11 protein-coding genes and 1 other RNA gene are annotated in these 15,297 nt (G+C 46.3%); 4 read left to right on the top strand and 8 right to left on the bottom strand.

Annotated features, from left to right (window positions below; genetic code table 11):
* Positions 1 to 37 precede the first annotated feature (37 nt).
* Positions 38 to 1,672: an ABC transporter substrate-binding protein gene (locus tag MTO69_RS04925; RefSeq protein WP_248331647.1), complete on the bottom strand. Its 1,635-nt coding sequence runs from the start codon at positions 1,670 to 1,672 to the stop codon at positions 38 to 40.
* Between the two features lie 590 nt (positions 1,673 to 2,262).
* Entirely contained in the window at positions 2,263 to 3,363 is a 1,101-nt protein-coding gene (locus MTO69_RS04920) for a linear amide C-N hydrolase (RefSeq protein WP_248331645.1), read from the bottom strand.
* A gap of 135 nt (positions 3,364 to 3,498) precedes the next feature.
* Here MTO69_RS04920 and MTO69_RS04915 point away from each other — a divergent pair, with 135 nt between their 5' ends.
* A complete protein-coding gene (locus MTO69_RS04915; RefSeq protein ID WP_248331643.1) occupies positions 3,499 to 4,485 on the top strand; it encodes a GGDEF domain-containing protein in 987 nt (328 codons plus the stop codon).
* Between the two features lie 8 nt (positions 4,486 to 4,493).
* Here the strand turns inward: MTO69_RS04915 and MTO69_RS04910 are convergent, their stop codons facing one another.
* Positions 4,494 to 5,393 (bottom strand): SDR family oxidoreductase, encoded by a 900-nt coding sequence (locus MTO69_RS04910; protein ID WP_248331641.1) that lies wholly within the window; start codon positions 5,391 to 5,393, stop codon positions 4,494 to 4,496.
* 202 nt (positions 5,394 to 5,595) lie between these two features.
* Between MTO69_RS04910 and MTO69_RS04905 the strand changes: the two genes are divergently transcribed.
* Together MTO69_RS04905 and MTO69_RS04900 are read left to right on the top strand one after the other, a co-directional pair.
* A complete protein-coding gene (locus MTO69_RS04905; protein WP_248331639.1) occupies positions 5,596 to 6,147 on the top strand; it encodes a TetR/AcrR family transcriptional regulator in 552 nt (183 codons plus the stop codon).
* A 110-nt stretch (positions 6,148 to 6,257) separates the two neighbouring features.
* Positions 6,258 to 9,395 (top strand): nitrate- and nitrite sensing domain-containing protein, encoded by a 3,138-nt coding sequence (locus MTO69_RS04900; protein WP_248331637.1) that lies wholly within the window; start codon positions 6,258 to 6,260, stop codon positions 9,393 to 9,395.
* A gap of 220 nt (positions 9,396 to 9,615) precedes the next feature.
* On the opposite strand, the gene MTO69_RS04895 is transcribed toward MTO69_RS04900, so the two are convergent.
* From MTO69_RS04895 to MTO69_RS04875, 5 genes are all read right to left on the bottom strand, one after another.
* Positions 9,616 to 10,488, bottom strand: a complete 873-nt coding sequence (locus MTO69_RS04895; RefSeq protein ID WP_248331635.1) for a LysR family transcriptional regulator — start codon at positions 10,486 to 10,488, stop codon at positions 9,616 to 9,618.
* 175 nt (positions 10,489 to 10,663) lie between these two features.
* Positions 10,664 to 11,581: a cation transporter gene (locus MTO69_RS04890; protein WP_248331634.1), complete on the bottom strand. Its 918-nt coding sequence runs from the start codon at positions 11,579 to 11,581 to the stop codon at positions 10,664 to 10,666.
* Positions 11,582 to 11,797: 216 nt separating this feature from the next.
* Positions 11,798 to 11,894: signal recognition particle sRNA small type (ffs, locus tag MTO69_RS04885), an RNA gene on the bottom strand.
* Between the two features lie 127 nt (positions 11,895 to 12,021).
* A complete protein-coding gene (locus tag MTO69_RS04880; protein ID WP_248331632.1) occupies positions 12,022 to 14,034 on the bottom strand; it encodes a GGDEF domain-containing protein in 2,013 nt (670 codons plus the stop codon).
* 152 nt (positions 14,035 to 14,186) lie between these two features.
* Positions 14,187 to 14,927: a hypothetical protein gene (locus tag MTO69_RS04875; RefSeq protein WP_248331630.1), complete on the bottom strand. Its 741-nt coding sequence runs from the start codon at positions 14,925 to 14,927 to the stop codon at positions 14,187 to 14,189.
* A 49-nt stretch (positions 14,928 to 14,976) separates the two neighbouring features.
* Here MTO69_RS04875 and MTO69_RS04870 point away from each other — a divergent pair, with 49 nt between their 5' ends.
* Positions 14,977 to 15,279 (top strand): MGMT family protein, encoded by a 303-nt coding sequence (locus MTO69_RS04870; protein WP_248331628.1) that lies wholly within the window; start codon positions 14,977 to 14,979, stop codon positions 15,277 to 15,279.
* The last annotated feature ends 18 nt before the right edge of the window (positions 15,280 to 15,297 follow it).

Raw genomic sequence — 15,297 nt, 5'->3', positions numbered from 1 at the left:
CGCAGGTTATCAGCGCACTGGATATCTTACTCAAGGGTTACTTTTTGATAATGTACATGTCTTTTGAGTAGATATTGTCTTGCGGGTTTTGATCAGGGTAGCCACCAAGTTGGGTGCTAACTAGACGCGGTTGAACGTACTGATAGATAGGAGCGATTGGCATATCTTTCGCCAATTGCGCTTCTGCGATCGCGTAGTATTTATTGCGCTCTTCTTCAGTTTTCGCCACTTTCACAGCGTCATTCATTGCCTTATCAAAGATCTCGCTAGAGTACTTCTGGTCGTTTGAACCATTCTCAGTCATCGCGATCGCTAGGAAGGTAGAAGCTTCGTTGTAGTCTGCACACCAACCAGCACGGCGAACGTCAAAGTTACCTTGCTTAGAGCTGTCTAGGTAAGTTTTCCACTCTTGGTTCTCAAGCTTGACGTTAACAAAGCCACCCAATGATTTTTTCCACATAGATTGAACCGCAACGGCGATCTTCTTGTGGTTTTCACTGGTGTTGTAAAGCAACGTGAAATCAAGTGGGTTTCCTTGACCGAAGCCAGCTTCAGCAAGTAGCTCTTTTGCTTTCGCAACGCGCTCTTGTTGAGTCATTGTTGCGTACTCAGGCGCTTCAGGTGCGAAACCTGTGATACCACTGTGCGTCAATGCGTAAGCCGGTTTTTGGCCCTGACCTAGAATCGCTTTAGTGATGATGTCACGGTCGATAGAGTAAGACAGTGCCTTACGTACGCGAACATCGTTGAATGGAGGACGTTGGTTGTTGAAACCGTAGTAGTAAGTACATAGGTTTGGAGAAACAACCACGTTATCTGGGTAATCTTTCACTAGACGACGGAACTGCTCATTTGGCACTTCGTAAGTCATGTGGATTTCACCCGATAGGAAACGGTTCATTTCCGCATTCTGGTTTTCGATAGGCAGGTAAGTCACTTTATCAATGACAGTGTCTGCGTTATCCCAGTAGTTGCTGTTACGCTCAAGAACGATCTTTTCGTTCACAACCCAATCAGACAATACGTATGCACCGTTACCGACAAAGTTACCAGGCTTGGTCCAGTCGTTGCCGAACTTCTCAACCGTCGCTTTGTGTACTGGGTACATGGTTGTGTGTGCCATCATCTTCACGAAGTATGGAAGAGGCACGTCTGTTTCAACCACAAGCGTGTGCTCATCCACAGCTTTTACGCCCAGCTCGCTCACGTCTTTCTTCCCTGCGATGATGTCTTTCGCATTTTTCATCTTGGTGTATTCGATGTACCAAGCGTAAGGAGACGCGGTCATTGGGTCAGCGGCACGTTTGAAGCTGTATTCAAAATCGTAAGCGGTAACAGGATCGCCGTTCGACCATTTCGCGTCTTTGCGGATTTTAAAGGTGAACGTTTGATTGTCTTCTGTAGACCAAGATTCTGCGGCGCCAGGAATGGTATTACCTGGGCCATCTTGGATCACAAGACCTTCCATCAAGTCACGTAGAACGTGAGACTCTGGCACACCTTCAACTTTATGCGGATCTAGCGACGCAACTTCGGTACCGTTACCACGGACGAATTCCTGTTTTGCTGCTAGTTCAACACCCGCTGGGACATCAGCGGCAAAAGTTGCGGTAGAGGCCACTGCTAGACCTGCACCTAGAAGAAGGGCTTGTGTGATTTTGTTCTTATACATGTGTAAAACTCCAAGTTTTTCATTTGCATCCATGACTTCTTTGTATAGCACCAGAACGGATAGTGATTTAGATCTGTTTAGCTCAAAATTTAAGCACAATAACCTAAAACTACACAAAGATTGCGGCACACATTAGCAATCATTGAAGTAATTTGCCATAAAAATGTAGCAAAAAATCGTATAATACTGCGATTACGTCAATAAATTGGTAAAAAATACTGCGATCTGCGTATATCTTGGTTATTTGAAATAAGAATACGCTACGCAGTAGATTGAAGTGCCATATTATCTACAAAGATGATTTTTTTTAGCATCTTGTGCTAGATACTGTGCCGGAAAATTAACAAAAGTAATGCAAACTAGCTAACAGTTAGCTACATTTAACTTTGATTATGAAAGGTTCTGTGAAGCTAATCACCCAGTTGCACTATTTAGTGCGCTCACTTCACCAAAATGAGTCATTAATCCAAGAAAAATTTCGCGACCAGTGGTAGGCCATCGTCTATCTCACCGAACAAGATGTTCACCCCCAGTTGGCTCCAGAACCAAAGACAAACCTATCATTCGATGAGTAAACCAAAATGCTTAGGTTACTTAGCGAACGGTAACTTGCTAGGCTTCAGCTTAGACCTAACATCACCATTATCGCTGACCAACACATCATTGAGATCTGGGTCTGATCTAGTCATCAATACTCGGCTACATGCTCTGTTGCTTGAATCCAGATCTAGCCAACTATGAGTGAGCTTTTCCAAACAAAAATAGTGATATCGCACAAGATTGTGTTCGCTGATGCTGCACCAGTAGGTGTTGGCCGAAGCCTCTGAGCCGTTTAACTTAAAATTTGAGCCAATAGGCGTCGCACACGTACTCATCAAAGAACGAGTTTGAGCAAGGACTTGTTGGTCAGATACTTGAGAATGAGAAAATTGATAGTAATAGCTCGCGCGCGCGAAACGCTGATGAGTCGCCGTTCCACCTGGGACCTGATAGGCATAGGCATTTCCAATTTTGGTCGGGGCTTGCCATTTTTTCTGCCAAAAATCCAGCAATGCCATTTGAACTTCATACCTTGGAGCGACCGTCGCGACGTTGTATGAACGACTAACGTTGATACTAAACCCTTTACCACGCAACTCGATAATGGCCGAATCGCCATTACTGTCAGACAAAGTCAAATGTAATTTTGTTTTGGTCTTATCTGGACGACCATCAGGCACATCTTCACTAAATATGTATAAGCTATCTTCATTGGCTTTGAAGTACCTAACTGCTGATTGCACGCTATCAAAACAATCTAATACGAACTGCACCCAGCGCAATACGCTGAGGCGTTTAGATTTTTCATCATCTAAGCGAGGCTGTTGCGATTCAAGTCCATCGTTGGCGATCTGCTGAAGCAGCTCAGTCGGTAGAGCATCCTCTGAACTCAAAATATCCGCAGGGTTTATAAAATGGGCGAGTACATCTTCCAATCCATTAACCACTAAGCCTTTTTCATTCATTCCATCGATAGCTGCCAAACCGAAGTTATCACTGCCCAAATATGTACAAACACTCGAGAACTCTGCCGTCCAACGCAGCACTCTCTTATCACTAAGGTCAGGGCCACCGTACTTCTCTTCGCCTTTAGGAAGGTGATATAAATAACTGTTTAGTGGATAGTGCCAATCAAAGTTCCTACCGGTCATGGGGGCTAGTTGATTTAAACTATTGAAAATGCGGGTACACACAACAAAATCTCCATTATTTTTTAATGATGATTCTATTTATTAACATTTTTCTAATACAATAGTATGAGATTTCGACGTTCTAAGAGAAGAAGTGTGAATAGCATTGAATACACAGAGCAAATCCGCAGTCGGGTGCTTCGCATGCTTAGCTTTAGCTTCATGTTTATTGTCACCTTACTTGCGATGTTCAATATTTTTTTTCATGGCCAGTATCTGTTTGCGGCCTTAGAGCTGATTTTTTCGGCCTTTTCTCTGTATGTTTTTGTCAGTACTAAAAACAAACCCTGCCACAAAAACATTATCCTTGCTTACATCAGTTATATCGCGTTGTTGATCTTCTTAGGTACCTATCTACTCCCCATTACTGACGTGCTGTTCTTATGGGGCTTTTTCTTCCCTACTGTTTCCTACTTACTGCTTGGCTCAAGAATAGGGTTTCGCGTGACTCTCGCAGCGCTGGTTATTTTGGGTGCCATCATTGTGTTACGTTTAACGAGCGACAGTCCTCTCTCACCAGAGCCAGTACTGATTAACTTCTTCACTTGTTATTTGGCCATCTGGTGTATGTCTCACTATTTCGAGCTCAGCCGTTCACAGGCAAACAACTCCCTATCGAGACTGGCATCGACCGATGCTTTGACCGGAACACTCAATAGACTGGCATTCTCTAGTCAGTTTGAAACTCACCAAGGCAAATACCTACTCTTGATCGATATTGATAACTTCAAGCAGATCAATGACAACTTCGGCCACCCTGTTGGAGATCAAGTACTCAAAAAAGTCGCAGACGCTTTGATTGCTAGTGTGGGCGGACAAAATGTATATAGAATTGGCGGCGAAGAATTTTGTTTATGGTTGCCGTGTGTCGACGCCGAAAGCGCTCAACAACAAGCTGACCAAATAAGAGAGCACATCGCCGCGCTTAGCTACCAAGCCAAAGGACACGAACTTACGCTCACCTTTAGCGCTGGCATTGTCGAATACCGCTCAGATCTCACAGAGCAAGCGTTACTCAGTCAGGCGGATAAGCTGTTGTATAAAGCGAAATCTGGTGGGCGAAATCAAGTCATCGCCGCCTAAGTAGGTCGCTAGCTTGTGCGAGGATTGGTGGTGTCCGCTCCGTCCTCCGCTTGAGCCGTGAGCTGACGGAAATGGTCGCCGATACGGTGCTTGCCATACAGAGGGGCGCAACTGTCTTGACCTAGCATGGTAAGAAAGAACTCGGCAGGCCCTCCCCACTTTTCAGGTAATCGACGCGTCAAAGCCAAAGCGAATCGTCGCAGTCCGTCAGGCAGATGCGTTACGCGCTCAGGTTTATCGAGCGCTGCAAAGGCCAACTGGCTAATTTCATTCAGTGACAATATCTGCGGACCGCCCACATCCAATTCCGTTTCTTCTCTGTCTATCGCCGCTAAACAAAATTCTGCCAGGTCGCGCCCATCAATGGGATTGAGACGAGACTCCCCTCGCCCAAAGGTAAACACTCGACCAGATTTCGCCATATTGAGCACCTCAGTGAGGTCTGAGAAAAAGCCATTGGGGCGAATGACACACGGCGTCACGCTGTTTGATTGCAGAAGTCTCCTTGCAAAGCGCTCTTTGGCATTGAGCAATCGCACTTGAGGATACTTTTGAGCATTGAATGCTGATATGTAAATGAATTTTCGGACCCCTGCTCGCTCTGCCTCTTGCAACAGATTGAGATTGGCTTGGTAATCGACATCTTGATAGCTCAGACCGTCTTGTTGGCGAGTAATCCCCAAGCAAGAAATCACCACATCCACGTCGTCACAAACACCTTTTATCTCATCGGGTTGGGTAACTTGCGCTTCGGTGATTTGTGTCTCTGATAATTCCATTGCCAGGAGTTTGCGTTTGTTTCTCGCCAACGCTTTAAACACCCTATCTTGGGCGATCATAAGTTCAACAATGTGACTGCCCAAGTAACCGGTCGCACCCGCTATCAGAATCGTTATCGGCCTTTTCATTCGCTTCCCCTTATTGCAACTCAGATTGCCCGTGGATACGCCTGTAACATCCACTCATCATCCAGTGGGCTTTTTTGGTCCACATGGTCTTTTTAAACTAACGCAACCCAATTCTTAGGTAAAGATCTTTTTTAGACCAACCGGTCTTTATAAAATTATCATGATATACTCGCTAAAATTGGTAACCAGTGCAGAGAGATGTATGCCGAAGATTGTCGACCACGAAAGTAAACGTCTACAGATTGCGATCAGCGCGATCGAGGTGTTCTTAGAGTTGGGCTATAAGAATGTTGGAATGAGACAGCTTTGCCAGCAACTGGGTATGAGCAAAAGTGCGGTCTACCATTATTACCCAAGCAAAGACCAACTGTTTATTGCTGCCACCGAAGCCATGGTAAGCATGGACATTGAACTGATGGCAGGCAGGCCAAAAGCCAGTGAAGCCAATATAGACGAGCGAGTTGAAAACTTTCTCTTAATCTTCGAGCAAATTGCGCCACGCTTTTTCCAAGAGATGAAACTGGTTTCCGACTATATTGAAGTCATTGGCCAACAAAACGTCGCATCCGACCCTTGCATGTTGCTCGCCAATAACAAATACCTGTCTATGATCGAAACCTACATATCGCCGCAGGAGAAAGAGTCGCTCTATACCTTAATCCTTGGATTACTCAACCAACAAGTTCTAATCGGCTGTTCATTAGACAAGGCTTTTATAGTTAAGCAAGTTGAGCGGGTTATAAAAGAGGGTTAAAACTCAAGTCGCTCATCAGTTTGTGTAAGGTGAGCGCCTATAGTGACACAGGTAAAGTGCTGAACTTGCCCTATACTTTCAAAGTTAATCGATTTTCCAATGGCTTATGAATGTATAAAACGATCCGCTCTAAACTGTCTCTAATTGTGCTAAACGTCATTATCGTGGTGGCATTGTTCGCATATAGTATTTCTAGAGGCGCTCTCCAATCGATTGACAACGCAACCACCGTCGCCTCTTTGGTGGAACTAACCGCCTCTAGCAGTGAGCTTATCCATGAAATTCAAAAAGAGCGCGGTCTGTCGTCAGGTTTTCTCGGTTCCAGCAATGGCCAATATCAACCTCGACTCACCTCTCAGTATCAATTGACCGATGAAAAACTCAGCGCATTAAGGGAGTTTGTCAGTCGTCGCGGCGACGATTTTAGCCAATACCCTGAAATCGGCGCATCATTGCGAACTTTCGAACTCGCCACTTTAGCGATCGAAAACATACGCAAGCAGTTGCTAAATAGAGAACTGACTTTATCGCAAACACTCGACTTTTATACCGATGTTAATCGCCTACTGTTAACGGTGCCCACGATTGCTTCAAAACAGTCAAACGACGCGCAAATCAACCGAATGTTGGCGGCTCTGCTGTACTTGATGAAAGGCAAGGAGCAGGCAGGCATAGAACGGGCTGTACTGAGCAATACTTTCGCTCAAGGGGCGTTTTCTGAAGGGAAGTACCAACATTTTCTGACCTTACTGAGCCAACAAAACACTCACTTCGCCACATTCCAGAACTACGCCAACGCAGACTCCCAGCGACGTTTTGATGTCATTTTGATTTCGGATGCGTCGCAGTTGGTTGAGCAGTATCGGCAAAGCGCACTATCAGGGCAATTAGATCAGAACTCGAGAGATTGGTTTGACGCTGCAACGGTTAGAATCGATCTGCTCCACCAAGAAGAGCAGCTTAGCATTAATCATTTACTCAGCTTGTCAAAAAATATGATTGCTGATGCTCAGCGACGTTTGTGGATGCTGGTTATTGCGGTGATACTGGTTATCTCCATCACCTTCTTTGTTAGTGTTCGTTTACTCAGTACTATCAACAAACAAGTGGCATCGGTTCATAAAACCATCACTACAGCCGCAGCCAACGACCTCTCAGTGCGCTGTGACGTGGTAAGCTCCGATGAGCTAGGCAGTATCGCCACCCAGCTCAATCACCTATTGCAACAGCTACAAACTTCACAGCAGCAGTTATTAGATAAACAACAAGAAAACCGGCTACTCGCCAGAGTGGCCAAGCACATCCGAGATTCGGTGTTATTTACCGACCAACAGTTGAATATCACCTGGGCCAACCGAGCGTTCGAGACATGTTTGGATCGCACGCAAAACGAGTTGGTTAACTACAACTACCTCGACACTATTGACCCGCAGCAGCAACAAACCATCGAACAATTGCGCGCAGCCGTCGATACAGAGCAATATCAACGCATTGAGCTGCTCAGAGACGAACAGTCCGACCCTCCCAGTTGGAGTGAAATCTCGATTGTCCCCATTTACGATCAGGCGCATACCCTTGAAGGGTTTATCATCGTAGAGCGAGATATCTCAGAAAGTATCGAGTTAACTAATCGATTGACCTTAAATGTAGAAAAAGCCGAAGCAGCGGCGCGAGCCAAAGCTAACTTTCTCTCTACCATGAGCCATGAAATTCGTACCCCAATGAATGGCGTACTCGGTTTGGCGAAAATCATTCATGAGGAAAGCTCAGAGCCCGCGGTTCAAGAGCACGCCGACATAATTTTAGAATCGGGCCAGCATCTGCTCTCGTTGTTGAACGACGTGCTCGATTACTCGAAAATCGAAGAAAACAAACTCGACATCTCGCCCGAGTGGCTAAAAATAGAACAGTTACTGCAACCTGTGATTGTACCGCTATCGCAATTAGCGGCAGACAAACAAATCGACCTAGAGACCATTAATAATGTCCCGTCAGATGTCAGAGTGTGGGCCGACAAGTCAAGGCTAATCCAAATCTTGTATAACTTAACTGGCAACGCAGTCAAATTTACCGAACACGGCAGCGTCAAGGTATATGTGCAACTCAACTTCGCTATGAACCACCTTGTGCTTTCCGTGATCGACACCGGGATCGGGATTCCTGAAGACAAACAAGCCTTTATCTTTAACTCATTTGAGCAAGCCGACTCCTCCACTACTAGACGATTCGGAGGAACGGGCTTAGGCTTAGCCATCGTCAGCAGATTGGTGAGCTTAATGGATGGCCAAGTCTTTCTCAAAAGCAGTGAAGAGCATGGTTCCACGTTTACTGTCACTCTCCCCGTTAAATGGGAGTCCGTCGGTGATAGCCTGGAGGTCAGTACCACTCAACATGAAAGTTTTGAGTGTCTGACCGATCTGGATGTGTTGGTGGTCGACGACAATCGGGTGAATGGGATCGTGGCCAAGAGCTTTTGTGAAAAATTTGGTTTCCACGTAGCGCTTGCCGAGAACGGCAAAGTTGCACTCGATATGCTAGAGAAAAAGCCATACGATCTGGTGTTGATGGACAACCATATGCCCGAGTTAAGTGGTATTGAAGCGACGCGTTTGATCCGAGAACAGCTCAACAGCGATGTGGTCATTTTCGCGTATACCGCCGATGTCTTTGATCAACCACACCGAGATTTTCTAAACGCCGGGGCCAATGCAGTTTTAACCAAGCCGCTGCAAGAGCAAAGTTTTAAGGATGCACTGCTGGATAACTTCAAGCATTTCTTTCGTGCAATCAACGGCTCGTTGCCGCAGGATTCTTCCTCACTTTCAGGCATGAATGATCGAGATTCAAAGCTGACCGAAGAGGAGTTAAGCCACTCTGAGATATTGAAGAGTTTTGATGACGATACCCAAGGCAAGCTCGGATTCGTTCAAACCATCATAAAAGAGTTCGACCAAGGAGTGGCGACTCTGCTTGATAGCCATAGTAACAACAACTTACATCAGTTGCACATGACGCTGCATAGCCTGAAAGGCAGTGCGCAAAATCTGCAAATGCCCAATTTGGCCGAGATCGCTTTACGCTTAGAGACAAAGGCCAAGAGCGGGATAAAAATCGAGATTAGCGAGCTGCAACAGTTGGTGAACTTACTCGAACTCAATATTGGTGCCGCGCAAAATTTGCTCATCCAGCTTCATAACTCGAAGGGACAACAGGCTCAAGCAGACGCTGCCGCTTACAAGCGTCCCTAGTCAGAAAAACCATCAGCTATCGACTTAGCGCAAGGTTTGCCAATATACAAAGTGTGCGATCAAATAGTCATAGCTCGCTTAACCACACAGCACAAAGTAAGTCATGGTGTGGCCGCTACGAGTTGTCATCGACACACCTCAGCGCAGATAGAAATAGAGTAACCCCAGACAACCACTATCCAAGTCCATAACAACTGGCAGTATCGGTTTATGCGCCCACTCACTGTTTCACAGAGTGTTTAACCAAGTCCATCAGTTGGGTAATATGGGGTAAAGCCTGCTCTGAAGCACGGCATAGCACATCCGCAGACCAGGTATTGACGTTTTCACCCAAATCCAACTCGACTACCGAGCCATCTTCTAAGTAGGGTCGACAGTGCCACTCCGACAAGTTAGCAAAGCCAAGCCCCGCTCGCACAAATGCCAGCATACTCTCTGGGCTATTTGCGAGCATCACCTGGCTGCCAATCACATCACGACTACGCAATCCTGAATCGGCAATAAATGAGTAAGCAATTTGCGGGAGCTGCTTTAGATGTTCACGGCGAGAAACGCCGGTGATATCAACCTGGGCACCGATCACGGTTTTGACCACAAATTCAAATATATCCTGAGAAAAAATTTCTAGCGGGTAGTGAAAAGTGGAATAACCAAACCCGACATCTGCCGCCCCCGTCATCAACCAACCGCGAATCTGCAACGTATCGCCAATCAACACTTTTATCCGCATTCCGGAAAATGTCTCTGCCATTTGCTTGGTCAGCTCAGGGGTAACGAAGTTACGCAGAGATTCATCGACCGCTAGGGTAATACGAGATGGCGAGTCATTGAGCAAACTATCCACTGACTGATCAAACTGCCTGTATTCAGTTAATAGGGCTTTCGCGTGATTGTATAACTCACGCCCTTGCGGGGTGAGCGACAGGGAACGAGCTTTGCGCTCGAACAAAATCAAACCTGTTTCGTTCTCAAGATTAGTGATCAGATCGCGCACGGTCGAAACGTGCTTGTGCAGCGCTCGCGCGGCCTGAGCCATTCCTCCATACTCCACCACAGCGGCAAAAGCTCGCACCTGTTCAAACGTGTACGCCATTTCCCCTCCAACTAGACTAAACTTGAAAACCATTAAGGCCTGATTAGAAACAAGGCAACTATCGAGTGCAAGGGCAACTGCTGTGCTTGACAGTCACCACCAATCAAACACATCCATTTTACCTTACCCTGCAATCGTCTGTTATTTGGCTTAAGCGAATAACTACTACTGGTTGTTATATAACAGTTACTTCCATATCGACAAAAGGATAACGGCTCGATAACTCATTGAGGCATTTTTGCTTATTGACCTGCCAGTTAGCAATATTCTGTGATTGTAAATCAGCCAATGACAAGCCAATAACAACCAAGTAGTTAGAACCAGTTTTACTGATGTTTAGCCGCATGAGCTTTTGCTCATCGCCGACAAAATATCGTTTAACCGTAGTCTCGATATCTTGATACTGACCCTTATCACGCAATTTACCGCCAACCAACTCGACAAATGCATTCTTAATGATGGCAATAGGTTGACCGATAATCATCACCGCCAATATCAGGACCAACAGCGCATCACCGATATAACGCAGAAAATCAAAGCGGCTGTTGGGCTCTACATAACCGATCACAATCAAAATCGCGCCCGTGGCAGCCGAGAGAATCCCATCAATGAAAGAAGATTTCTGATCAACACTAAGCAGGCTACTTTTATTACCAATACGCTTGTTTTGCCAATAGTAAAAGGCCGACAAGCCCCAGCAGATGGTAACCATGGCAGGCGCATAGTAGACGATAATGTCAGTTTTGATGGTGGCGATCGCAACACCATTAAAATAATCCAACACCTTAGAACTGTTACTGACGATGGCTGAGATCACTACCCCCAACAACAGTAACCCCTTAGTCAGCGTGTACATCGCCTCTGTCACATAGAGTCCAAAAGGGTACTGCTCCGTGCGCAGTGACTTCACTTGGTTGATTTTAAGTGCGACTAAAGTTGTCAAGAAGAGGATAAATGACATATTGCCATCGAGCAGTAAGGCTTGTGAGCCAGAGAGGTTAAATGCCGCCCAGCCAGAAAAGGCCATGACGAGGTTGGCGACGACGCCTAGTTTTATCGCTCGCGCTTCAATTTTGGAAATGGTTTGTTGCATTAAACAGTTCACCGAAAAAACCGAATGTTCATTGTCGCTCGGCTCGGCAAAGATTACCAGTGATCGGTCTAAACAAGCTTAGTAAAAATCCACCCAATAGAGTCATCTGCCTTATAAGCGCTCACGCAGAAACCACTCCAAGATAGAGTCAAGTATTGGTGTAAGGGGTCTAGATAGCAAAACGCCGCTAATCAAAGCGGCGTTTTTAATGGGTGGAAGCCCCAGCCACATCCCGGCACACAAGTCACACGCTGCGGCTGCTTCCTTCCGGACCTGACCGAGTTCACGAGCTATTGTTGCGGGAGGACCAGGGCCTCCATAGATTTTGTGTTCTTAGCTTGGCTAAGAAGTGGGGGGATTATCAGTCATCCTATTGGCTATTTCAAGCCCTGGCGGCAATAAAGTCGCCCTTTTCTATTCAACTGCTTAGTCAGTAACCACTATCGCAAATAATGCACCACTTTCTTTTGGCTTCGCTGATGGCTTGGCGCCGCATTAGGGCCATGTTTATGACGATACATGGCTTCGTCTGCTTCGCTGAGTACTTCTTGTAAACTCTTAAACGTCGCTCGTGGGGGCGAGATGCCGATCGCGGTTGAAATATCAAATGACAACTGGCCATCGACAGACACAAAGGCAATGGTAGTCAACTTGTCGCGAAGCTCATCAAGTCGATCAGTGTCCATTTTACCAATCAAGATAAATTCATCTCCTCCGACTCGAAAGCTTTGACCGTGCCAGACTTTATCAATGTATGCCGCGACGCTCTTGAGCACTTGGTCACCAACTTCGTGACCATAACTGTCATTGATCGGTTTAAAGCGATTCACGTCGATGTAAATCACCGTTTCATCAGCATTCACCCCGCTGCGATACTTTTGATGCATGGCGCGACGGTTCTTGAGTCGGGTTAATGGGTCTGTATTAGACTGGCTATGTAAGTACATCGCGACCACCATCAAGAAACCGAGTACCAGCAAAAACATTATTTGACTGTAGCGCGAGAAGGTTTGCTGTGCTTGCAGTGTTGCTTTCCAGTTTGGATGAAAATCATAACGATCAATAATCGCATTGGTATCAATGATTTTAATCGCTCGACTAAACAGTGGTGCCAAAGATTGCCCGATGCGGTTTTTCGCAAAACCGATCGCAATATTCGATTGATAAAATTGACCGATCGAAGCATCTTCTTCCAGAGGAATGATATCGCCTGATTCGCGCATCATCTTGTTAAAGTTGGCGCGGCTTATCGCCATGTAGCTGATATCGCCATTGAGTAACGCATGATATAACTCATCGGTGTTGGAGAAGGATTTCAACTGCTTATTGGGCAGTAGCTGCGACAGCAAACTCTCAAAAAAGTCGTCTTTCATCACGCCAATATCTTCAACAATCAATTCAGAAACATTACTGTAGACCCCATCTTTGTAGCCTTCGCGCTTGATCATTATCGCCTCAGGAAAATAGTAGGGTTCACTGAACTCGATTAGCGCTTTGCGCTGCTCAGAGATAACAATCGGTGCCAAGATATCAATTCGCTTCTCTATCAAGTCTTGGTACATGCTCTCCCAGCTTTCATTGGCATCACTGACAATGTCACACTTAAGCAATAAAATCTCACACGCTTGTTGGACAACATCAGCACTGATCCCTTTGATGTCACCGTTACTTCGATACTCGGCATACTGACCAACATTGTGCAATTTGACCTTGTAGTGACGGTTGATATTCACACCACTGTCAATCACCGCTTGGCGAAGCGCTTGCTGGCGGATTTCAAACTGATACGTATCGACCGACTCACGCAACATTTTTTGTATCTCTGCCTGATGTAGGTAATCAACAATTCGACCCAGCAAAGCTTGATGACGGCCTTTGGGGGTGATGATAGAGACAGGCTTAATAGGAATTTGATGATTGAGCAGCTGAGCATCAAATCCTGCCAGCAACATAGGTTTGAGCTGATTGATCGCATCAATAACACCATCAACCACATGCGCTTGTATTAGATTTCGTGCTTGATGATGACCGCTGTACTCAATTTGCTTGATGTGTGGATAGTGGGTCGCGACGAGATCAGCGTAGATAGTGCCCTTAGGGACGCCAATCACCTCGGCGCTGTCCAAAGTGGCGTTGGTCATGCTGTAGAGATAGGTATATTCGATATTGGTTGGACTTGAAAAGTCAAACCGTGCCGCGCGCTGAGCGGTATAAGTGACGTTGGCGGCAAAGTCACTCTCACCTTGCTCAACCGCCTCTAAGATGGCGTCAAAGCTTGGGTAGTAGACGTATTCAATATCGAGATTAAAATGCTGGCCCGCTGCGTCAAACAAAGTTCGGGTGACGATATCATCCGCTTCTATGCCAACTTTGTAAGTGGTACTCGCGTGCGTCGCTGGGATCGCCAGTAGAAAGATTATCCATGCCCTAACTGCACGCCAAAAAAGAGCCATCGCGTTGTCGTCCTGTTTGAATTGTTATCTAGCCCTAATATTGCGCGGCAAAATAGTGTTCCTTCACTCAATAACGCGCAAAATCTGGTCAAGTTTGACACAACAACGCGCATATGCCAAGTAGTGATAACCATTCAAAAAACATTGATCACTTATATATCTTGCTGCTCCTCTGCGCTGCGTAAAATATAGTCCGTCATCCACGCGGTACCGAGTAAACACAGCCAAACCACAAACACCGGATTAGGTACTTCGATGTTTGGCCAAACCACTAAAGCGGCGAACCCGACGGTCGGCAATGTCCAGCACAGTAACTTACTCCAGCGAAATGTACTCAGGCGCGACAAGCTTTCAGTCGATGCGATAATCGCGGTCACACACAGCGCCAATAACGCCGCATACGGTAGATCGGCTATCCATAATGGAATCACTAATCCTAGTGCCCACCAGCTGTGCTGATGACTTGGTTGCCAGTGCGACGCGGCCCACCACACCACGCCAATTGCCAGGGTTTGCACCACAGTGACAATCGGCTCTCCAGGCAGTTTGCCCGCCGACTGAGTGACCATGATGCCAACCAGCAAGGTCGTCACGATGAGTAAGCTGGTTAGAATCACATTGACACTACTGCGTTTAGAAAAGGCAACCATCAGCAATGGGAACAGAATCCACAAACTCACTGATAATGTGAAAGGTTGATATGGTAGGGTCAGTCCGTAGCCCATCATGGCTGCGAGAAGCACAAGACCGCGAAATCCACCTTGTGGTAGGATCCACAACGCTGGGATAATGAGCGCCAACACCGGGATATCGCCCTCGCTTAAGCTCATCGCTCGCACGCAGACAATGGCTAACAAGGTCGTGATTACAAATTGGAAGGTTGAAAATATCATGCCCTCTCCTTATCCATTCCTTGGAAAACTGAACTAGGACAGAGTCATTATGGACCAGTTTTTGATGCAAATCTTTGCTGTGATTCACCAAATTCCGCACGGTAAAGTCACAACCTACGGGCAAGTCGCAAAAATGGCGGGTTACCCTGGTTATGCGCGTCATGTTGGTAAAGCGCTAGGTAACTTACCGACAGGGAGCAAACTTCCTTGGTATCGGGTGATCAATAGTCAGGGAAAAATTTCCCTCAAAGGGCAAGATTTGCAGCGCCAGCGCAAGGCGCTGTTAGAGGAAGGTGTCGAGGTTTCGACGTTAGGGAAAGTTCGTCTTAAACACTACCAATGGCAGCCGTAACGGCTGCCATTGGTTAGG

This window comes from Vibrio sinaloensis (assembly GCF_023195835.1).
Taxonomy (GTDB): domain Bacteria; phylum Pseudomonadota; class Gammaproteobacteria; order Enterobacterales; family Vibrionaceae; genus Vibrio; species Vibrio sinaloensis_C.
The sequence above is the reverse complement of the archived record's forward strand: the minus strand, read 5'-3'. Positions and strand labels throughout refer to the sequence as shown.